Source organism: Diaphorobacter sp. C33, assembly GCF_030503915.1.
GTDB classification, from domain to species: Bacteria; Pseudomonadota; Gammaproteobacteria; order Burkholderiales; family Burkholderiaceae_C; genus Diaphorobacter; species Diaphorobacter nitroreducens.
The window spans coordinates 3,250,104-3,267,294 of record NZ_CP129980.1; the positions used below are offsets into that span (position 1 = coordinate 3,250,104).

The following is a 17,191-nucleotide window of genomic DNA, read 5'->3' on the forward strand; positions in this document are numbered from 1 at the left end:
AGGAATACACAATGTCCAAGCAAAAGATCCGCATCCGCCTGAAGGCATTCGACTACAAGCTGATCGATCAGTCTGCAGCCGAGATCGTTGACACCGCCAAGCGTACCGGCGCCATCGTCAAGGGCCCCGTGCCCCTGCCGACGCGCATGAAGCGCTTCGACATCCTGCGCTCGCCGCACGTCAACAAGACCAGCCGCGACCAGTTCGAAATCCGCACGCACCAGCGCCTGATGGACATCGTCGATCCCACGGACAAGACGGTGGACGCCCTGATGAAGCTGGACTTGCCGGCTGGCGTGGACGTCGAAATCAAGCTCCAGTAATCCCTTCCTGTTGCTTCGTCCCGGTCCTCGCTGAGGACCGGGCACCCCCAACGCGGACTTGCTTGTAAAAGCAGTCCGCGTTATACTTTGCGGCTTCGCGTTTTTGCGTCCAATTTTGGATGCGTGATGCGGAGTTTTATCAACCTTCTTTCGCGCACATAGGTGCAAGCCGTCGAGGCCAGCGCCCGTCGTGCAAACGTTCTGGCCAATTGAAGTCGGGGCGGCGGAAGTTTTGGAGAACAACCAATGAGTCTGAGCAACTCCCTCGGGTTGCTGGGCCGCAAGGTGGGCATGATGCGTCTGTTCACCGATGACGGGGACGCAGTGCCCGTCACGGTGGTGGATGTGTCCAACAACCGCGTGACCCAGGTGAAAACCCAAGAGAACGATGGCTACGTGTCCCTGCAGGTCACGTTCGGTTCGCGCAAGGCATCTCGCGTGACCAAGCCTGAAGCTGGCCACCTCGCCAAGGCGGGTGTCGAAGCCGGTGAAATCATCCGTGAATTCCGCGTGACCCCCGAAGTCGCAGGCAAGTACGCCGCTGGCGCTGCTGTGCCCGTGGCTGATGTGTTCGCCGTGGGCCAGAAGGTCGACGTGCAGGGCACCTCGATCGGTAAGGGCTTCGCCGGCACGATCAAGCGCCACAACTTCGGTTCGCAGCGCGCCTCGCACGGTAACAGCCGTTCGCACAACGTTCCTGGCTCCATCGGTATGGCGCAGGATCCGGGTCGCGTGTTCCCTGGCAAGAAGATGACGGGTCACCTCGGTGATGTCACCGTCACGACGCAAAACCTCGACGTGGTTCGCATCGACGAAGCACGCCAACTGCTCTTGATTAAGGGCGCTGTTCCGGGCTCCAAGGGTGGGTTCGTCACGGTGCGTCCGGCTGTCAAGGCGCAAGCTTCCAAAGGAGCGAACTAATGCAGCTCGAACTCCTGAATGAACAGGGCCAGGCGGCGTCCAAGGTGGATGTGCCCGAGACCGTGTTCGACCGTCAGTACAACGAAGACCTGATCCATCAGATCGTCGTCGCTTACCAGGCCAACGCCCGTCAAGGCACGCGCGCCCAGAAGGACCGCGAGCAGGTCAAGCACTCGACCAAGAAGCCTTTCAAGCAAAAGGGTACTGGCAATGCACGTGCCGGTATGACCTCCTCGCCTCTGTGGCGTGGGGGCGGTCGCATCTTCCCGAACCTGCCTGAAGAAAACTTCTCGCAGAAGATCAACAAGAAGATGTACCGCGCTGGCATGGCTTCCATCCTGTCGCAGCTGGCCCGTGAAGGCCGCCTGGCGGTGGTGGACTCCCTGAAGCTTGATACGCCCAAGACCAAGGTCCTGGCCGACAAGTTCAAGGCCATGAACCTGCAATCGGTGATGGTGATCGCCGATGAAGTGGACGAAAACCTGTACCTGGCATCCCGCAATCTGAAGAACGTGTTCGTGACCGAGCCGCGTTATGCAGATCCCGTGTCGCTGGTGCACTACAAGAAAGTGCTCGTCACCAAGGGCGCGATCGACAAACTCAAGGAGATGTTCGCATGAGCACGCTCAAGTTTGACGAAGGTCGTCTGATGCAAGTGTTGGTCGCTCCCATCGTGTCCGAAAAGGCCACCATGGTTGCCGAGAAGTCCAATGCTGTGACGTTCAAGGTGCTGCAGAACGCAACCAAGCCCGAGATCAAGGCCGCCGTGGAACTCATGTTCAAGGTGGAAGTGAAGGGCGTTTCTGTGGTGAACACCAAAGGCAAGACCAAGCGCTTTGGCAAGACCATGGGCCGCCGCGATAACGTGCGCAAGGCCTATGTGCTGCTGAAGGAAGGTCAAGAGCTGAACCTGTCCGGGGAGGCTGCGTAAACCATGGCCGTTATCAAGATCAAACCGACTTCCCCGGGCCAGCGCGGCGCGGTGAAGATCTCGCGTGACCACCTGTACAAGGGTGAAGCGTTTGCAGGTCTGCTGGAACCCCAGTTCCAGAAGGCCGGCCGCAACAACAACGGTCACATCACCACCCGTCACAAGGGCGGTGGCCACAAGCACCACTACCGCGTGGTGGACTTCCGTCGCAACAAGGATGCCATCCCTGCCAAGGTGGAGCGCATCGAGTACGACCCGAACCGCACGGCCCACATCGCCCTGGTGTGCTACGCCGACGGCGAGCGCCGCTACATCATTGCTCCGCGCAACCTGGAAGTGGGCGCCACGATCGTCAGCGGCTCCGAGGCGCCGATCCGCGTCGGTAACACGCTGCCGATCCGCAACATTCCCGTGGGCTCGACCATCCACTGCATCGAGCTCAAGCCCGGTGCCGGTGCGCAGATCGCCCGCTCCGCTGGTACGTCGGCCACGCTGCTGGCCCGCGAAGGCGTGTACGCCCAGGTGCGTATGCGTTCGGGCGAAGTGCGCAAGATCCACATCGAGTGCCGCGCCACGATCGGCGAAGTCGCCAACGAAGAGCACAGCCTGCGCCAACTGGGCAAGGCCGGTGTGAAGCGTTGGATGGGTATCCGTCCCACGGTGCGTGGCGTTGCCATGAACCCGATCGACCACCCGCACGGTGGTGGTGAGGGCCGTACCGGCGAGGGCCGTCATGCTGTTGACCCATGGGGCAACCTGACGAAGGGCTACCGCACCCGCAACAACAAGCGCACACAAGTGATGATTGTGTCGCGTCGCAAGAAGTAAGGGGTAGCAAATGACTCGTTCTCTCAAAAAGGGTCCGTTTGTTGACCATCACCTGGTCGCCAAGGTCGAAAAGGCCATTGCTACCAAGGACAAGAAGCCAGTCAAGACCTGGTCGCGTCGCTCCATGGTTCTGCCCGAGTTCATCGGTCTGACCATTGCCGTGCACAACGGCAAGCAGCACGTGCCGGTTTATGTCACCGACCAGATGGTGGGCCACAAGCTGGGCGAATTCGCCCTGACGCGCACCTTCAAGGGTCACCCCGCGGACAAAAAAGTCCAGAAGAAGTAAGGAACGACCATGTCTGAAACACGTGCAGTCCTCCGGGGCGTCCGTCTGTCGGTGGACAAGGGTCGCCTGGTCGCTGACCTGATCCGCGGCAAGAAAGTGGACCAAGCCCTGAACATCCTGGCCTTCACGCAGAAAAAAGCTGCCGTGATCGTCAAGAAGGTGCTGGAGTCCGCCATCGCCAACGCCGAGCACAACGACGGCGCCGACATCGACGACCTGAAGGTCAAGACCATCTTCGTCGAGCAAGGCACCACGCTCAAGCGCTTCACCGCGCGCGCCAAGGGTCGCGGCAACCGCATCAGCAAGCCCACGTGCCACATCTACGTGACCGTAGGTAACTGAGGCCTAAAGGAAGAATATGGGACAGAAAATCCATCCTACCGGCTTCCGCCTTGCTGTAAGCCGCAACTGGGCCAGCCGCTGGTATGCCAGCAACCGTGACTTCGCCGGCATGCTGGCCGAAGACATCAAGGTGCGCGAGTACCTGAAGGCCAAGCTGAAGAACGCCGCCGTGTCGCGCATCCTGATCGAGCGTCCTGCCAAGAACGCCCGTATCACGATCTTCTCGGCACGTCCCGGCGTTGTGATCGGCAAGAAGGGCGAGGACATCGAGAACCTGAAGAAGGAACTCGCGACCCGCCTGGGCGTGCCTGTCGCCGTGAACATCGAAGAAGTGCGTAAGCCCGAAATCGATGCCAAGCTGATCGCCGACTCGATCACCCAGCAGCTGGAAAAGCGCATCATGTTCCGCCGCGCTATGAAGCGCGCCATGCAGAACGCGATGCGCCTGGGCGCCCAGGGCATCAAGATCATGTCCTCGGGCCGTCTGAACGGTATCGAAATCGCCCGTACCGAGTGGTACCGCGAAGGCCGTGTGCCGCTGCACACCCTGCGCGCCGACATCGACTACGGCACCTCCGAAGCCAAGACCACCTATGGTGTGATCGGCGTGAAGGTGTGGGTCTACAAGGGCGACACGCTGGGCCGCAACGATCTGCCCGCCGCCGAGACGCCGCGTCCTGAAGAAGAGCGCCGTCCCCGTGGTCCGCGCCGCGATGGCCGCCCAGGCGACCGCGCCGGTGCTGGCCGTGGCGGCCGCCGCCCGATGGGCACCAATGCAGCCCCTGCCGACGGTAGCGACAAGCCTGCCGGCGCTGGTGGCGATTCCGTTAAGCGCGTCAAGAGCGCGCCCGCTGCCGCAGCGGCGGACGGTAAAGGAGAATAAACATGCTGCAACCTGCTCGCCGCAAGTTCCGTAAGGAGCAAAAAGGCCGCAACACCGGCGTTGCCACGCGTGGCAATTCGGTGGCTTTCGGTGACTTCGGTCTGAAGTGCACGGACCGTGGCCGTCTGACGGCCCGCCAGATCGAGGCCGCACGCCGTGCGATCTCCCGCCACGTCAAGCGTGGTGGCCGTATCTGGATCCGCGTGTTCCCCGACAAGCCGATCTCTACCAAGCCCGCTGAAGTGCGTATGGGTAACGGTAAGGGCAACCCCGAGTACTACGTGGCTGAGATTCAGCCCGGCAAGGTGGTGTTCGAGATCGTTGGCGTGCCCGAAGAGCTGGCCCGTGAAGCGTTCCGCCTGGCTGCTGCCAAGCTGCCGCTGCGCACCACGTTCGTTGCCCGTCAGATTGGCGCCTAAGGAGAAATCAACATGACGAAATCTGCTGAACTCCGCCAAAAAGACGTGGCCGGCCTGGAAGCCGAAATCAAGTCGCTGCAAAAGGCCCATTTCGGCCTGCGCATGCAAAAGGCCACGCAACAGCTGGGCAACACTGCCACGCTGAAGGCCACGCGCCGCGATATCGCCCGCGCCAAGACCATTCTTGCTGAAAAGCAAGCCGCCAAGTAAGGAGCCGACATGACGGAAGCTAAAAAATCCCTCAAGCGCACCTTGGTTGGCAAGGTGGTCAGCGACAAGCGCGCCAAGACCGTGACCGTGCTGGTCGAGCGCCGTGTGAAGCACCCCATCTACGACAAGATCATGATCAAGTCGAGCAAGTACCACGCCCATGATGAGAATGGCGAGTACAAGATGGGCGACACCATCGAGATCACGGAGAGCCGTCCGCTCTCCAAGACCAAGAACTGGGTGGCCACGCGCCTGGTGCAAAAGGCCGGGCTGCTCTAAGCCTTCGCAGACGCCGTCTGCGCGCCTCCGAGAAACGACCCACAATGTGGGTCGTTTTTCTTTTTGGGGCCCGCAGATCCTGCCAGGGCCCTCCAACCCAGCAAGGAGATTCTCATGATCCAAGTCGGCGACACGCTGCCCGCCATCACACTGATGGAATACTCGGAAGTCGAGGGCAATGGCTGCAGCCTCGGCCCGAACCCGGTGGATGTGCAAAAGGCCGCCGCGGGCAAGACGATTGCGCTGTTCGCGGTGCCGGGCGCCTTCACGCCCACCTGCTCGGCCAAGCACGTTCCCGGCTACGTGGAGCAGGCGGGCGCCCTGAAGGCTGCCGGCGTGGACGAGATCTGGTGCCTGTCGGTGAACGATGCCTTCGTGATGGGCGCGTGGGCGCGCGACCAGAAGACCGATGGCAAGGTGCGCATGCTGGCGGACGGCGACGCCGCCTTCGCCAAGGCCACCGGTCTGACGCTGGACTTGAACGGCAAGGGCCTGGGCCTGCGCAGCAACCGCTATTCCATGCTGGTCAAGGACGGCAAGGTGGTTGCCCTGAACGTCGAGGCGCCGGGCAAGTTCGAGGTGAGCGACGCCGCTACGCTGCTCGGCCAGGCCAAGGGCTGACGCCGCTGGCGCTGGTATCGGAGGGCTCCGGTGCTGGCACCACGCCGCAGGCGAAACGCCGCCCCGTCGCGAGATGTGGGCGGCTTTGCTATTATTTGGATAGCTGTTAACGCTTCCCAGATAAGCGCTAGAGGCCTAAAAGGCTAGTAAATTTCCGCTTTCAGGTAGTGCGAACCCGGCAGGGGGTTGTGGTAGTACGGCGGTATTTCCTCGAAGCCCAGTTCGGAATACAGCGCCCGCGCCGATTCCATGCCGTCCAGCGTGTCCAGCAACACGCAGGCATAGCCGGCTTGCCGCGCCTGGTCCAGCATGGCCTCGGCCAACTGCCGCCCCAGGCCGAAGCCGCGGAACGCCTTGCGCACGTACAGGCGCTTCATCTCGCAGGCGTTGGGGTAGTCGGCGGTGTCCAGCGGCCGCAGGGCGCAGCACCCGGCAATGCTGCCCTCCACCTCGGCCAGCAGGATATGGCCACGCGGCGGCGCGTATTCGCCCGGCAGGGTGGCGAGTTCCTGCGCAAAGTTCTGGAACGACAGGTCCACGTCCAGGGTGTCGGCATATTCCTGGAAGATGTCGCGCACCACGTGCATCTCGTGGGGCAGGGCGGGGCTCAGCAGCGTAACGTCAGGGGAATGGTCCACTGTGCAGAAAGAATCCGGCATGAAAAAGGCAGGGGCCAGTGTAGCCGCACCGCTGTGGGCACTCAAAAAGCCCCCAGGCTGGCGACCCACCAGGCCAGCAGCGCGCTCAGAGCCGCCACAAGGGCCGCCCCTGCGCGGCTGAGCGCATCGTCGCGCGACGCGGGTGTGGCCCCGGGCAGTTGACGATCGCCGTGCACCATGGCGCCCACCAGGGCCTGACGGCGCACCAGGGCGTAGAAAACAATCGCCGCCAGGTGCAGCGCGACGAGCCCCAACAGCGGGAATTGGCCCACGTCCTTGTGATACCAAGTGGCCTGCGATACCCACTCGCCAGAAACGAAGCGCGTGAGCGGACCGGCGAAGGCGATCTCGTCGTCGCTCAGCAGGCCGGTGCCTACCTGGGCCAGCAGCACCGCCAGCAGGGCAAAGACCGACAGTGCGCCCAGCGGCGAATGGCCGGGGCTGGTTACCTTGCCTTCCTGGTTGGCGAAGTGGCTGCGCAGGCGCGCGGGTGTGGGCAGGAAGCTCGCAAAACGCGACCAGCGTCCGCCCACCAGGCCCCAGGCCAGGCGAAAGGCCAGCAGCGCCAGCATCACGTAGCCCAGCCGCAGATGCCACTGCATGGCGTTGCCGCCCAGCTTGGCGGTGACGACCAGGGCGACGGTGGTCACGGCGAGCGACCAGTGGAACAGCCGGGTCGGCAAATCCCAGATGCGTACGGTGTGCGGCATGGTGAAGCGGGGGAGCGGAGGACGCGGCTATTGTGCCCAGCGTGCCCCCGGCGGGCTATATCCGACTGCCCTTCGGGCGCTTGCGGCCATGGCGTCACGCGGCCGCGCCATACTGCGCGCCGGCGCAGGGCGTCCAGCCGTCGCCGCAGCCATTCCCTTCCCCACGACAAGGTGCATTCCATGCCAATCAAAGCCCTCGCTCTTGCCGCCACCGCAGCAGCCGCCACGCTGGTGTCGCTGCCCGCCGCTGCCCAGTTCGCCAAGCCAGAAGATGCCATCAAGTACCGCCAGGGTGCGCTGTTCGTGATGGGACAGCATTTCGGCCGCATCGGCGCTATGGCCAATGGCCGCGTGCCGTTCGACGCGAAGGCTGCGCAAGAGAATGCCGATACCGTTGCCGCCCTGGCCGCTTTGCCGTGGGCCGGCTTCGGCCCCGGCACGGACAAGGGCGCTCCCACCAAGGCCAAGCCCGGCGTGTGGACCGAACAGGCCAAGTTCCAGGAGTATGCCGACAAGTTCCAGGCCGAGGCCGCCAAGCTGGCCGCCGCCGCCAAGACGGGCAGCCTGGACAACCTGAAGGCCGCGTTCGGCCCTGCGGCCAATTCCTGCAAGGCGTGCCACGACGCCTACCGCGCACGTTGATGCGCTATTGAACTAGTAGCTGCTAGCGCTTGCTGCATAAGCGCGAAAGGCCGATTTCGTTCAGGAAATCGGCCTTTTTTCTGAAGAAAGGTGCCTCAGGCTTCGGCCAGCAGGCGTTCGATGAGCTTGTGCAGCTCCTCGAAATCGGGTGCGCCGATGTAGCTCTTCACGATCTCTCCGCGCTTGTTGACGATGTACGTGGTGGGGGTGAGCTTCACGTCGCCCCAGGCCTTGGCCACGGCGCCGGTGTTGTCGATGGCCACCTTGAATGGCAGCTTGCGCGTCTCGGTGAAGTTGACCACGTAGCTCGGCGGGTCGTAGCTCATGGCCACGGCCAGCGTCTCGAAGCCCTGGCCTTTGTACTTGTCGTAGGTCGCGACGATCTCGGGCATCTCCGCCACGCAGGTGGTGCAACTGGTGGCCCAGAAGTTCACCAGCGCCACCTTGCCCTTGAGGTCGGCGGTGGTCTGCTGCGAACCGTCGAGCAGAACAAACGTGGACTGGGGTGCCTGGGATGTGCCCGAGCCCAGCACCACCACGGCGCCCACGGCAGCGCCCGCCACCAGGGCGCCCGCCGCCAGCCATTTCTTGATCTGCATAACCAGGTACTCCGTGTGGGCCGCCGTTCGGGCGGCCGTTCGTGTGTTTGACGCGATAGGTACGGGATTGTGCCGCGCGGGGCGTTCCAGCACTCGCCACCATGGGATTGCCTGCAAGGCGGTAAGTTCACCGGACGGCCGGCCTCGAGCGCGCGGTTTGCGCCAGCGCAAAGCCCTGGGGCCCATACCGTGCGCCGTCTAGAGGGGCAACCGCCAGCAGCCAGCCAGGGCGGCGCTGGGAATAATCAGGCACATGACCCTTGCTCCTGCCGGCGCGCGCCGTCTCCTGACCCTGGCCTTCGCGGCCAGCATGCTGGCGCTGGCCGCCTGCAGCCCTGCGCTGAATTGGCGCAGCGTCACCTTGCCCGACGCCGGCCTGGCGCTGACGCTGCCCTGCAAGCCTGAGTATGCGAGCCGGCCCGTGGACCTGGGCACGGGCGCCGTGCCGCTCGCCATGGTTGGCTGTGAGGCCGACGGCGCCACCTTCGCCGTATCCCACATGCCGCTAGCCGAGGCGGCGCAGGTCGGGGCGATGCTGGCGCGCTGGCAGGCGGCCGTACAGGCCGGCATGCGCGCTTCGCAGCCGGCTGCACCTGTCGCCTTCGTGCCCACGCGCGCGCTGGCTGTGCCGCAGTCGGTGCGGCTGCAGGCGCAGGGCCAGGCGCCCGGCGGCTCGGCCGTCACCGTCGATGCCGTGTGGTTCGCGCGCCTGGAGGGCGGCCAGGCACGTCTGTACCACGCGGCGGTCTATGCGCCGCGTCGCACGACGGCCACGGCGGCTGACACCTTCTTCGCCAGCCTGGCGCTGCAGCCATGAGCGCGCTCACGCGGCGCACGGCCGTGGTCGTCTTCCTGGCCTTTGCGTTCACCTACTTCATCTCGGCGCTGTTGCGCGCGATCACCGCCACTCTGGCGCCCACACTGGAGGCCGAGTTCCAGTTGCACGCGCGCGACCTGGGGCTGCTGGCGGGTGGCTACTTCCTGGGTTTCTCGCTCACGCAACTGCCGCTGGGCCGGTGGCTGGATCGTCACGGCCCGCGCACGGTGCTGCTCGGCTTTCTGGGCGTGGCGGTGGCGGGGTGCCTGGTGTTCTCGTGGGCCACGGGCTTCTCGGGGCTGCTTGCGGGGCGCATGCTGTGCGGCGCGGGCGTCAGCGCCTGCCTGATGGCTCCGCTCACGGGATTCCGGCGCTGGCTGGAGCCTGGTGCGCAGCTGCGCGCCAACTCCTGGATGCTGATGACCGGTTCGCTGGGCATGGTGGCGTCCACTCTGCCGGTGCAGTGGCTGCTGCCACTGGCAGGGTGGCGCCCGTTGTTCTGGGGGCTGGCGGCGCTCATCGTGCTGGCCATGGCGCTGCTGGCGCTGGGCGTGCCGCGCTGGCCGCAGGCGCCGGCAGAGTCGGGAGCAGGCGTAGAAACGGGCTATGCACAGGTGTGGCGCCATCCGTACTTCCTGCGCACGGCGCCGCTGGGCTTCTTCTGCTATGGCGGCATGGTCGCGGTGCAGACGCTGTGGGCCGCGCCCTGGATGCAGCACGTGGCCGGCCATACGCCGTTGCAGGCCGCCACCGGGCTGTTCTGGATCAATGTGAGCATGCTGCTCACCTTCTGGACCTGGGGCATGGCCAGCCCGTGGTTGCTGCGCCGCGTGGGCGGGGCCGACCCGGTGATGGCCGCGAGTTTGCCGCTGTCGCTGCTGGTGCTGGCGGGCATTGTGTTGGCGGGCGGACGTGCGGGCGCCGCGGCCTGGGCGCTGTATTGCGTGTCATGCACCAGCGTGGCGCTGTCGCAGCCCGCGGTGGCATTGGCGTTCCCGCAGGCGCTGGCGGGGCGCGCGCTGTCGGCGTACAACCTGGTGATCTTTGCGGGGGTGTTTGCCGTGCAATGGGGTATTGGCCTGGCGGTGGACGCGTTCGTGGCCGCCGGGCTGGACATGGCGCGCGCCTACCGGGCCGCCATGGCGCTACACCTGGCCTGCACGGCGGGAGCCTATGCATGGTTCATGGCGCGGCGCGGGCACGGTGATAATGCACTGCACTGCAGCACCCCATGAATACGCGCCTTCTCATCATCGCCCACGCCCCTTTGGCCCATGCGCTGCGTGAATGCGCGCTGCACGTGTTCCCCGACTGCTGGCAGGAGGTGCTGGCGCTGGACGTGCCGCCCCATGAGGCCCCCGAGGCCACGCTGTCGGCCGCCCGCGCGCTGATGGAGCAGCAGGGCGAGGCCTCGGTGCTGGTGCTGAGCGACCTGTTCGGCGCCACGCCCTGCAACGTGGCCCAGCGGCTGGTGGACGGCCTGCAGTCCCGCCTGGTGGCGGGCGTGAACCTGCCCATGCTGCTGCGCGCCGTGAGCTACCGTAGCGAGCCGCTGGATGCGCTGGTGGCACGCGCCCTCGTGGGTGGCACGCAGGGCGTGATGCAGGTGGGCGCGGCCGCGCCGCAGAATCAAAACCGACGTCCGTCTCATGATCAAGAAGAACATCACCATCAGCAATAAGCTGGGCCTGCACGCCCGCGCCTCCGCCAAGCTCACCAAGATGGCGGGCAGTTTTCCCTGCGACGTCTGGATGAGCAAGGGAGAGCGCCGCATCAATGCCAAAAGCATCATGGGGGTGATGATGCTGGCGGCGGGCATGGGGTCCGAGGTCGAGATCGAGACCGATGGCGCGCAGGAGCAGGAAGCCATGGATGCGCTTGTCGCGCTCATCGATGGCAAGTTCGGCGAGGGCGAATAAACCGCAGGCGAGGCACGCATGACCTTCTCCATCCACGGTCTGGCTGTCGCGCGCGGCATCGCCATCGGGCGGGCGGTGCTCGCGGTATCCAGCCGCATGGAGGTGGTGCACTACTTCATCGAGCCCGGCCAGGTCGAGGCCGAGATCCTGCGTGCGCGCCGCGGACGGGACGCGGTGGCCGAGGAGCTGCAGCGCCTGCAGACCGACATGCCGCACGACGCGCCGCCCGAGCTGGCCGCGCTGCTGGACGTGCACCTGATGCTGCTGCAGGACGAGATGCTGGTCAACGGCGTCAAGCACTGGATCACCGACCGCCTCTACAACGCCGAGTGGGCGCTGACCACGCAGCTGGAGATCATCAGTCGCCAGTTTGACGAAATGGAGGACGACTACCTGCGCGAGCGCAAGGCCGACCTGGAGCAGGTGGTGGAGCGCATCCTGCGCCACATGCGCGGCGTGGCCAGCCCCGTCGCGCCGCCGCCCTCCGCCCCCCGCCGCCAGGCCGAGGCGGGTGCGGAGGCGGAGTTCCTGCTGGGCGGCGCGGCCGATGCGCCGCTGGTGCTGGTGGCGCACGATTTGTCGCCGGCCGACATGCTGCAGTTCAAGCAGAGCGTGTTCGCCGGCTTCGTGACCGACGTGGGGGGCAAGACCAGCCACACGGCCATCGTGGCGCGCAGCATGGACATCCCCGCCGTGGTGGGTGCGCGCAGCGCCAGCCAGTTGGTGCGACAGGACGACTGGGTCATCATCGACGGCGATGCCGGCGTGGTCATCGTCGACCCCACGCCGATCATCCTGGCGGAATACGGCTTTCGCCAGCGCCAGATCACGCTGGAGCGCGAGCGCCTCATGCGGCTGCGCCACACGCCGGCCGTCACGCTGGATGCGCAGGCCATTGAGCTGCTGGCCAACATCGAGCAGCCCGGTGATGCGGGTGCCGCGTTGCGCGCGGGCGCGGCGGGCGTGGGGTTGTTTCGCAGCGAATTTTTGTTCATGGGCCGCAGCGGCCGCCTGCCGGACGAGGAGGAGCAGTACCGCGCCTACCGCGAGGCGGTGGAGGGCATGCAGGGCCTGCCCGTGACCATCCGCACCGTCGATGTGGGCGCCGACAAGCCGCTGGACAAGGGGTACAAGGACAGTTCGCTCAACCCGGCGCTGGGCCTGCGCGCCATCCGCTGGAGCCTGGCCGATCCGGCCATGTTCCGCACCCAGCTGCGCGCGGTGTTGCGCGCGGCGGCACACGGCCCGGTGCGGCTGCTGTTCCCCATGCTCGCGCATGTGAGCGAGATCCGGCAGACGCTGGCCCAGGTGGACCTGGCGCGCGCCGAGCTGGACGCACGCGGCGCTGCCTACGGTGCGGTGCAGCTGGGCGCCATGATCGAAGTGCCGGCTGCGGCGCTCATGGTGCGCCAGTTCCTGCGCTACTTCGACTTTCTCTCGATCGGCACCAACGACCTGATCCAGTACGCGCTGGCCATCGACCGCGCGGACGAGGCCGTGGCCCACCTGTACGACCCGTTGCACCCGGCCGTGCTGCGGCTGGTGGCCGACGTGATCGCGGAGGGCGCGCGCCAGGGCAAGAGCGTGAGCGTGTGCGGCGAGATGGCGGGCGATGTCGCCATGACCCGGCTGCTGCTGGGCCTGGGCCTGCGCAGCTTCTCCATGCAGCCGGCGCAGATCCTGGCCGTCAAGCAGGAGGTGCTGCGCGCCGACGCGCGCAAGCTGGGCGAGTGGGCGCAGCAGCTGTTGGATGCGGACGATCCGGCTGCGTCGTTGCAAGCTCCCTGATCGCTATTTAAATAATAGCTGCTAGCGCTTGTCAGTATTGGCCTAGAGGCCGATTTGACTTGTATTCCGAGTCAAACGCCAGCGGCGTGCGCCTGCTGGTCGGCGTGGTAGCTGGAGCGCACCATGGCACCTACTGCGGCATGGCTGAAGCCCATCTTGTAGGCTTCTTCCTCGAACATCTTGAAGGTGTCGGGGTGCACGTAGCGGCGCACCGGCAGGTGGCTGTTGCTGGGGGCGAGGTACTGGCCGATGGTCAGCATCTCGATGCCATGTGTGCGCATGTCGCGCATGACTTCCAGGATCTCCTCGTCCGTCTCGCCCAGGCCTACCATCAGGCCGCTCTTGGTGGGCACGCCGGGATGCAGTTGCTTGAACTTCTTGAGCAGGTTGAGGCTGAACTGGTAGTCGGAGCCGGGGCGCGCTTCCTTGTACAGGCGCGGCACGGTTTCCAGATTGTGGTTCATCACGTCCGGGGGCGCGGCCTTGAGGATTTCGAGCGCACGGTCGTCGCGGCCGCGGAAGTCGGGCGTGAGGATCTCGATCTGCGTGCTGGGCGAGAGTTCGCGGGTACGCTGGATGCACTCCACGAAGTGGCCCGAGCCGCCGTCGCGCAGATCGTCGCGGTCCACGCTGGTGATGACCACGTACTTCAGGCGCAGCGCGGCAATCGTCTTGGCGAGGTTCAGCGGCTCGTCTTTGTCCAGCGGGTCGGGGCGGCCGTGGCCCACGTCGCAGAACGGGCAGCGGCGCGTGCACTTGTCGCCCATGATCATGAACGTGGCCGTGCCCCTGCCAAAGCATTCGCCGATGTTGGGGCAGCTGGCTTCCTCGCACACCGTGTGCAGCTTGTGCTCGCGCAGGATGTTCTTGATCTCGTAAAAGCGCGTGGTGGGACTGCCTGCTTTCACGCGAATCCACTCGGGCTTCTTGAGGACCTCACCCTGCTCGACCTTGATCGGGATGCGCGACAGCTTGGCCGCGGCCTTCTGCTTGGCCAGCGGGTTGTAGGCTTCGGTGGACTGCGCTTCGCGCACGACGTCGGGAGTGCTCATGGCTGCTGAGGGAGAGGTCAGGGCGCGAGGCGGCGTGCGAGCTGTTGGCCCAGCATGGCCGCGGCATCGTCCCAGGGGATGTGGACGCCGATTGTAGAAAGGTCCACCGTTTGCAAACCTGCGTAACCGCAAGGGTTGATGCGGGAGAAGGGTTCCAGGTCCATGGCGACGTTCAGCGCCACACCGTGGTAGGTGCAGTGGCGCGCGACCTTGATGCCCAGCGCGGCGATCTTGCCCAAGCCGGTGAAGTCCGGCTGGGGTGGGCCGTCGGCGTGGGCACTTTTTTGCGGGCGCTGCGGCAGCATGCTGTGGCCGCGCGGATCGTCCAGGCGCACGTAGATGCCGGGCGCGCCGGCCACGCGGTGGCCCGTCACGCCGTAGTGGCCCAGCGTGCGGATCACGGCTTCCTCAATGCGGTACACGTATTCCTTGACGTAGTAGCCCGCACGGCGCAGATCGATGAGCGGATAGGCCACGACCTGGCCGGGGCCATGGTGCGTCACCTGCCCGCCGCGGTTGGTGGCAACGACGGGGATGCCGCCGGGCGAGAGGACGTGGTCGCTCTTGCCGGCCAGGCCCTGTGTGTACACCGCGGGGTGCTCACAAATCCACAGCTCGTCGGGCGTCTCGTCAGTGCGCTCCTCCGTGAAGCGCTGCATGGCGGCCACCGTGGCCGGGTAGTCCACCCGGCCCAGCATGCGCAACTCCATGGTGCGGACGTTCAGAGCACGACCTTGACCATCGGGTGCGAGGTCAGGGCCCGGTACAGATCATCGAGCTGCTCCCGGCTGGTGGCAGTCACGGTGATGGTCACGCCCAGGTAGTTGCCCGCGCGGCTGTCGCGCAACTCGATGGTGGAAGCGTCGAAGTCGGGGTCGAAGCGGCGCGCAACCTCGGTGACGGCATGCACGAACCCGTTCACGTTTGCTCCCATGACCTTGATGGGAAAGCGGGACGGATATTCGATCAACGAGTCCTTGCGAGGATCGGCGGAAGAGGGCTGGCTGGGCGTCGTCATTAGGCTCTTTCAAGGCCGGAGGGGCCGAAGGGAAGGGGTGCCCCAAGCGGGTGGCGATGGTATACCCGCGGTTCGCTGTGGCTTTAGGCGGGCCCCGTGGCCGCGCTGCACCACAATGGGCGTTGGCGCGTTGCCACAATGGTGCGGCTATGTGCAGTGATCCACCCGCGCTCCGTTACCGATTGTGGATCGGCCGGGGTTTTTACTTATAATCAAGGGCTTTGTGAAAGTTTTGGTCTGTGGCGCAGGCGTCTTCCAACGATAAAAAAATCGCCTCCGAGACTGAATCTGAGGTTGAGGATTCCGACTTCAAGCCCCTGACTGCACAAGAGGCGCAGGAGTGGCGGTCACGCCATCCGGCGCTGTCGGTCTGGCGCATTGTCTGGGGCCAGGCGGCGGTGGGGGCGGTAGTGGCCCTGCTGGCATGGTGGCTGACGGGCAGGCTGCCGGTGGCATGGTCCGCCGGGTATGGGGCTCTGTCCGTCGTGGTGCCGGCGGCGCTGTTTGCCCGTGGCATGGCGCGCAGGCGCTCCACGGCTGGTGCTGCGATGGTCGGGCTTCTGGGTTGGGAGTTGGTCAAGATTGCATTGACCGTCGCCATGTTGGCGGCGGCGCCCCGGGTAGTGCCGGGGCTCAGCTGGCTGGCGTTGCTGGTCGGCATGGTGGTAACGATGAAAACGTACTGGATCGCGCTGCTGGCGCGGCCTGGTGTCCGACGAACCGATTGATATTTGAGAGAAGAGTTGTCCGATGGCCGCAGATGCGCACGCCCCGACTGCAAGTGAATACATCGTTCACCACCTGCAGCATCTCCAGAACATCAAGCAGAAGTCCATCATCGACTTCTCGGTTGTCAACCTCGATTCCGTTGCCGTCAGCGTGATCTTGGGTGTTTTGGGTCTGTTCGTCATGTGGCTCGCTGCCCGCACGGCCACTTCCGGTGTGCCAGGCCGCTTCCAGGCGGCTGTCGAGATGCTGGTCGAGATGGTGGACAACCAGGCCAAGGCCAACATCCACAACGCGCAAAGCCGTAAGTTCATTGCACCTCTGGCGCTCACCGTGTTCGTCTGGATTTTCCTGATGAACGCTATGGACCTGCTGCCGGTGGACCTGCTGCCCGTGCTCTGGCAGGGCGCCACAGGTGACTCGCATGCCTACCTGCGCGTCGTGCCCACCGCCGATCTGTCCACCACCCTGGGTCTGTCCAGCGCCGTGCTGATCCTGTGCTTCGTGTACAGCATCAAGATCAAGGGAATGGGCGGCTGGGCGCATGAACTGGTGACCGCGCCCTTCGGTACCAGCAAGAACCCCGTTTTCGCCCTGATCCTGGGCGTGGTCAATCTGCTCATGCAGATCATTGAATACGTTGCCAAGACCGTGTCGCATGGCATGCGACTGTTCGGCAACATGTACGCTGGTGAGTTGGTGTTCATGCTGATTGCCCTGATGGGTGGCGCAGCGGCTATGTCGCTCTCTGGTGTGTTGCTCCCCGTGGGGCACATCATTGCGGGCTCTATCTGGGCGATCTTCCACATCCTGATCATCACCCTGCAGGCCTTCATTTTCATGATGCTGACGCTGATTTATCTCGGCCAGGCGCATGAAGCTCACTGATCCTTTCGTTTCCTTTCTCAACCTTCCTTTCTTTTCATCCTAGGAGTCATCATGGAAAACATTCTCGGTCTCGTCGCTCTGGCTTGTGGTCTGATCGTGGGCCTCGGCGCTATCGGCGCTTCGATCGGTATTGCCCTGATGGGTGGCAAGTTCCTGGAATCCTCCGCACGCCAGCCTGAGCTGATCAACGAACTGCAAACCAAGATGTTCATCTTGGCAGGTCTGATCGACGCCGCCTTCCTGATCGGCGTGGCCATCGCTCTGCTGTTCGCTTTCGCCAACCCCTTCGTTCTGGCCTAAGCCTCCGTCAACGCCCTAGAAAGAAAG

27 protein-coding genes are annotated in these 17,191 nt (G+C 64.8%); 21 read left to right on the forward strand and 6 right to left on the reverse strand.

Annotated features, from left to right (window positions below):
• Positions 1–11 precede the first annotated feature (11 nt).
• The 12 genes from rpsJ (at position 12) to QY917_RS15300 (ending at position 6,046) form a co-directional block, all read left to right on the forward strand.
• Complete coding sequence (gene rpsJ / locus QY917_RS15245; protein WP_003059431.1) at positions 12–323, forward strand: 30S ribosomal protein S10; 312 nt, start codon at positions 12–14, stop codon at positions 321–323.
• A 246-nt stretch (positions 324–569) separates the two neighbouring features.
• A complete protein-coding gene (rplC, locus tag QY917_RS15250) occupies positions 570–1,244 on the forward strand; it encodes a 50S ribosomal protein L3 (protein ID WP_011803742.1) in 675 nt (224 codons plus the stop codon).
• Positions 1,244–1,864, forward strand: coding sequence for a 50S ribosomal protein L4 (gene rplD, locus QY917_RS15255; protein ID WP_011803743.1), 621 nt, complete (start codon positions 1,244–1,246; stop codon positions 1,862–1,864). The genes rplC and rplD overlap by 1 nt, the downstream gene beginning before the upstream one ends.
• Complete coding sequence (gene rplW / locus QY917_RS15260; RefSeq protein WP_011803744.1) at positions 1,861–2,175, forward strand: 50S ribosomal protein L23; 315 nt, start codon at positions 1,861–1,863, stop codon at positions 2,173–2,175. Before rplD ends, rplW begins: the two co-directional genes overlap by 4 nt.
• 3 nt (positions 2,176–2,178) lie before the next feature.
• Positions 2,179–3,003, forward strand: a complete 825-nt coding sequence (rplB, locus tag QY917_RS15265; RefSeq protein WP_011803745.1) for a 50S ribosomal protein L2 — start codon at positions 2,179–2,181, stop codon at positions 3,001–3,003.
• Between the two features lie 10 nt (positions 3,004–3,013).
• Complete coding sequence (gene rpsS / locus QY917_RS15270; protein WP_011803746.1) at positions 3,014–3,292, forward strand: 30S ribosomal protein S19; 279 nt, start codon at positions 3,014–3,016, stop codon at positions 3,290–3,292.
• A gap of 9 nt (positions 3,293–3,301) precedes the next feature.
• Positions 3,302–3,634 (forward strand): 50S ribosomal protein L22, encoded by a 333-nt coding sequence (gene rplV / locus QY917_RS15275; RefSeq protein ID WP_011803747.1) that lies wholly within the window; start codon positions 3,302–3,304, stop codon positions 3,632–3,634.
• 16 nt (positions 3,635–3,650) lie between these two features.
• Complete coding sequence (gene rpsC / locus QY917_RS15280) at positions 3,651–4,517, forward strand: 30S ribosomal protein S3 (protein WP_012655363.1); 867 nt, start codon at positions 3,651–3,653, stop codon at positions 4,515–4,517.
• 2 nt (positions 4,518–4,519) lie between these two features.
• Positions 4,520–4,936 carry a 50S ribosomal protein L16 gene (rplP, locus tag QY917_RS15285; protein WP_011803749.1) on the forward strand — a complete coding sequence of 139 codons (417 nt, stop codon included), beginning with the start codon at positions 4,520–4,522 and terminating at the stop codon, positions 4,934–4,936.
• Between the two features lie 12 nt (positions 4,937–4,948).
• Positions 4,949–5,146: a 50S ribosomal protein L29 gene (gene rpmC, locus QY917_RS15290; protein WP_011803750.1), complete on the forward strand. Its 198-nt coding sequence runs from the start codon at positions 4,949–4,951 to the stop codon at positions 5,144–5,146.
• 9 nt (positions 5,147–5,155) lie between these two features.
• Positions 5,156–5,425, forward strand: a complete 270-nt coding sequence (gene rpsQ, locus QY917_RS15295) for a 30S ribosomal protein S17 (protein ID WP_011803751.1) — start codon at positions 5,156–5,158, stop codon at positions 5,423–5,425.
• A gap of 114 nt (positions 5,426–5,539) precedes the next feature.
• A complete protein-coding gene (locus tag QY917_RS15300; protein ID WP_041835851.1) occupies positions 5,540–6,046 on the forward strand; it encodes a peroxiredoxin in 507 nt (168 codons plus the stop codon).
• Between the two features lie 143 nt (positions 6,047–6,189).
• Here the strand turns inward: QY917_RS15300 and QY917_RS15305 are convergent, their stop codons facing one another.
• Positions 6,190–6,705, reverse strand: coding sequence for a GNAT family N-acetyltransferase (locus QY917_RS15305; RefSeq protein ID WP_088887834.1), 516 nt, complete (start codon positions 6,703–6,705; stop codon positions 6,190–6,192).
• A gap of 41 nt (positions 6,706–6,746) precedes the next feature.
• Positions 6,747–7,415: a cytochrome b/b6 domain-containing protein gene (locus QY917_RS15310; protein WP_123674814.1), complete on the reverse strand. Its 669-nt coding sequence runs from the start codon at positions 7,413–7,415 to the stop codon at positions 6,747–6,749.
• Between the two features lie 180 nt (positions 7,416–7,595).
• On the opposite strand from QY917_RS15310, the gene QY917_RS15315 reads away from it, so the two are divergent.
• The gene (locus QY917_RS15315; protein WP_088887832.1) at positions 7,596–8,057 is read left to right on the forward strand and encodes a cytochrome c; all 462 of its coding nucleotides are present in this window, start codon (positions 7,596–7,598) and stop codon (positions 8,055–8,057) included.
• 95 nt (positions 8,058–8,152) lie between these two features.
• On the opposite strand, the gene QY917_RS15320 is transcribed toward QY917_RS15315, so the two are convergent.
• On the reverse strand, positions 8,153–8,656 hold the full coding sequence (locus QY917_RS15320; protein ID WP_011803756.1) for a TlpA disulfide reductase family protein: 504 nt from the start codon (positions 8,654–8,656) through the stop codon (positions 8,153–8,155).
• A 253-nt stretch (positions 8,657–8,909) separates the two neighbouring features.
• Between QY917_RS15320 and QY917_RS15325 the strand changes: the two genes are divergently transcribed.
• The 5 genes from QY917_RS15325 to ptsP are packed head-to-tail and all read left to right on the forward strand — an operon-like array spanning position 8,910 to position 13,180.
• On the forward strand, positions 8,910–9,473 hold the full coding sequence (locus tag QY917_RS15325) for a hypothetical protein (protein ID WP_123674815.1): 564 nt from the start codon (positions 8,910–8,912) through the stop codon (positions 9,471–9,473).
• On the forward strand, positions 9,470–10,708 hold the full coding sequence (locus QY917_RS15330) for an MFS transporter (protein WP_123674816.1): 1,239 nt from the start codon (positions 9,470–9,472) through the stop codon (positions 10,706–10,708). Before QY917_RS15325 ends, QY917_RS15330 begins: the two co-directional genes overlap by 4 nt.
• Positions 10,705–11,154 (forward strand): PTS sugar transporter subunit IIA, encoded by a 450-nt coding sequence (locus tag QY917_RS15335; RefSeq protein WP_011803759.1) that lies wholly within the window; start codon positions 10,705–10,707, stop codon positions 11,152–11,154. Before QY917_RS15330 ends, QY917_RS15335 begins: the two co-directional genes overlap by 4 nt.
• Entirely contained in the window at positions 11,123–11,392 is a 270-nt protein-coding gene (locus tag QY917_RS15340; RefSeq protein ID WP_012655371.1) for an HPr family phosphocarrier protein, read from the forward strand. Before QY917_RS15335 ends, QY917_RS15340 begins: the two co-directional genes overlap by 32 nt.
• Before the next feature lie 18 nt (positions 11,393–11,410).
• A complete protein-coding gene (gene ptsP / locus QY917_RS15345) occupies positions 11,411–13,180 on the forward strand; it encodes a phosphoenolpyruvate--protein phosphotransferase (protein ID WP_123674817.1) in 1,770 nt (589 codons plus the stop codon).
• A gap of 71 nt (positions 13,181–13,251) precedes the next feature.
• Here the strand turns inward: ptsP and lipA are convergent, their stop codons facing one another.
• From lipA to QY917_RS15360, 3 genes are read right to left on the reverse strand one after another with little or no spacing between them, the layout of a single operon-like run.
• The gene (gene lipA / locus QY917_RS15350; RefSeq protein ID WP_123674818.1) at positions 13,252–14,232 is read right to left on the reverse strand and encodes a lipoyl synthase; all 981 of its coding nucleotides are present in this window, start codon (positions 14,230–14,232) and stop codon (positions 13,252–13,254) included.
• Positions 14,233–14,249: 17 nt separating this feature from the next.
• Complete coding sequence (gene lipB, locus QY917_RS15355) at positions 14,250–14,942, reverse strand: lipoyl(octanoyl) transferase LipB (RefSeq protein ID WP_162844512.1); 693 nt, start codon at positions 14,940–14,942, stop codon at positions 14,250–14,252.
• Positions 14,943–14,953: 11 nt separating this feature from the next.
• Positions 14,954–15,250: a YbeD family protein gene (locus QY917_RS15360; protein ID WP_012655374.1), complete on the reverse strand. Its 297-nt coding sequence runs from the start codon at positions 15,248–15,250 to the stop codon at positions 14,954–14,956.
• A gap of 239 nt (positions 15,251–15,489) precedes the next feature.
• Here QY917_RS15360 and QY917_RS15365 point away from each other — a divergent pair, with 239 nt between their 5' ends.
• Genes QY917_RS15365 through atpE form a run of 3 tightly spaced genes read left to right on the forward strand, consistent with a single transcriptional unit; the run spans position 15,490 to position 17,164 of the window.
• Positions 15,490–15,978, forward strand: coding sequence for an ATP synthase subunit I (locus QY917_RS15365; RefSeq protein WP_123674819.1), 489 nt, complete (start codon positions 15,490–15,492; stop codon positions 15,976–15,978).
• Positions 15,979–16,000: 22 nt separating this feature from the next.
• Complete coding sequence (atpB, locus tag QY917_RS15370; protein ID WP_012655375.1) at positions 16,001–16,864, forward strand: F0F1 ATP synthase subunit A; 864 nt, start codon at positions 16,001–16,003, stop codon at positions 16,862–16,864.
• Between the two features lie 51 nt (positions 16,865–16,915).
• The gene (gene atpE / locus QY917_RS15375) at positions 16,916–17,164 is read left to right on the forward strand and encodes a F0F1 ATP synthase subunit C (protein WP_011803767.1); all 249 of its coding nucleotides are present in this window, start codon (positions 16,916–16,918) and stop codon (positions 17,162–17,164) included.
• The last annotated feature ends 27 nt before the right edge of the window (positions 17,165–17,191 follow it).

Excerpts from the sequence above, each read along its gene's own strand:
- rplP (WP_011803749.1), top strand. The coding sequence starts at position 4,520 with ATGCTGCAACCTGCTCGCCGCAAGTTCCGTAAGGAGCAAAAAGGCCGC.
- QY917_RS15305 (WP_088887834.1), bottom strand. The coding sequence starts at position 6,705 with ATGCCGGATTCTTTCTGCACAGTGGACCATTCCCCTGACGTTACGCTG.
- QY917_RS15360 (WP_012655374.1), bottom strand. The coding sequence starts at position 15,250 with ATGACGACGCCCAGCCAGCCCTCTTCCGCCGATCCTCGCAAGGACTCG.
- QY917_RS15320 (WP_011803756.1), bottom strand. The coding sequence starts at position 8,656 with ATGCAGATCAAGAAATGGCTGGCGGCGGGCGCCCTGGTGGCGGGCGCT.
- rpsJ (WP_003059431.1), top strand. The coding sequence starts at position 12 with ATGTCCAAGCAAAAGATCCGCATCCGCCTGAAGGCATTCGACTACAAG.
- lipB (WP_162844512.1), bottom strand. The coding sequence starts at position 14,942 with ATGGAGTTGCGCATGCTGGGCCGGGTGGACTACCCGGCCACGGTGGCC.
- rplC (WP_011803742.1), top strand. The coding sequence starts at position 570 with ATGAGTCTGAGCAACTCCCTCGGGTTGCTGGGCCGCAAGGTGGGCATG.
- rpsQ (WP_011803751.1), top strand. The coding sequence starts at position 5,156 with ATGACGGAAGCTAAAAAATCCCTCAAGCGCACCTTGGTTGGCAAGGTG.
- atpB (WP_012655375.1), top strand. The coding sequence starts at position 16,001 with ATGGCCGCAGATGCGCACGCCCCGACTGCAAGTGAATACATCGTTCAC.
- rpsS (WP_011803746.1), top strand. The coding sequence starts at position 3,014 with ATGACTCGTTCTCTCAAAAAGGGTCCGTTTGTTGACCATCACCTGGTC.
- ptsP (WP_123674817.1), top strand. The coding sequence starts at position 11,411 with ATGACCTTCTCCATCCACGGTCTGGCTGTCGCGCGCGGCATCGCCATC.
- rplD (WP_011803743.1), top strand. The coding sequence starts at position 1,244 with ATGCAGCTCGAACTCCTGAATGAACAGGGCCAGGCGGCGTCCAAGGTG.
- atpE (WP_011803767.1), top strand. The coding sequence starts at position 16,916 with ATGGAAAACATTCTCGGTCTCGTCGCTCTGGCTTGTGGTCTGATCGTG.
- QY917_RS15330 (WP_123674816.1), top strand. The coding sequence starts at position 9,470 with ATGAGCGCGCTCACGCGGCGCACGGCCGTGGTCGTCTTCCTGGCCTTT.
- QY917_RS15310 (WP_123674814.1), bottom strand. The coding sequence starts at position 7,415 with ATGCCGCACACCGTACGCATCTGGGATTTGCCGACCCGGCTGTTCCAC.
- rplV (WP_011803747.1), top strand. The coding sequence starts at position 3,302 with ATGTCTGAAACACGTGCAGTCCTCCGGGGCGTCCGTCTGTCGGTGGAC.
- rpsC (WP_012655363.1), top strand. The coding sequence starts at position 3,651 with ATGGGACAGAAAATCCATCCTACCGGCTTCCGCCTTGCTGTAAGCCGC.
- rpmC (WP_011803750.1), top strand. The coding sequence starts at position 4,949 with ATGACGAAATCTGCTGAACTCCGCCAAAAAGACGTGGCCGGCCTGGAA.
- QY917_RS15300 (WP_041835851.1), top strand. The coding sequence starts at position 5,540 with ATGATCCAAGTCGGCGACACGCTGCCCGCCATCACACTGATGGAATAC.
- QY917_RS15340 (WP_012655371.1), top strand. The coding sequence starts at position 11,123 with ATGATCAAGAAGAACATCACCATCAGCAATAAGCTGGGCCTGCACGCC.
- lipA (WP_123674818.1), bottom strand. The coding sequence starts at position 14,232 with ATGAGCACTCCCGACGTCGTGCGCGAAGCGCAGTCCACCGAAGCCTAC.
- QY917_RS15335 (WP_011803759.1), top strand. The coding sequence starts at position 10,705 with ATGAATACGCGCCTTCTCATCATCGCCCACGCCCCTTTGGCCCATGCG.
- QY917_RS15315 (WP_088887832.1), top strand. The coding sequence starts at position 7,596 with ATGCCAATCAAAGCCCTCGCTCTTGCCGCCACCGCAGCAGCCGCCACG.
- rplW (WP_011803744.1), top strand. The coding sequence starts at position 1,861 with ATGAGCACGCTCAAGTTTGACGAAGGTCGTCTGATGCAAGTGTTGGTC.
- QY917_RS15325 (WP_123674815.1), top strand. The coding sequence starts at position 8,910 with ATGACCCTTGCTCCTGCCGGCGCGCGCCGTCTCCTGACCCTGGCCTTC.
- rplB (WP_011803745.1), top strand. The coding sequence starts at position 2,179 with ATGGCCGTTATCAAGATCAAACCGACTTCCCCGGGCCAGCGCGGCGCG.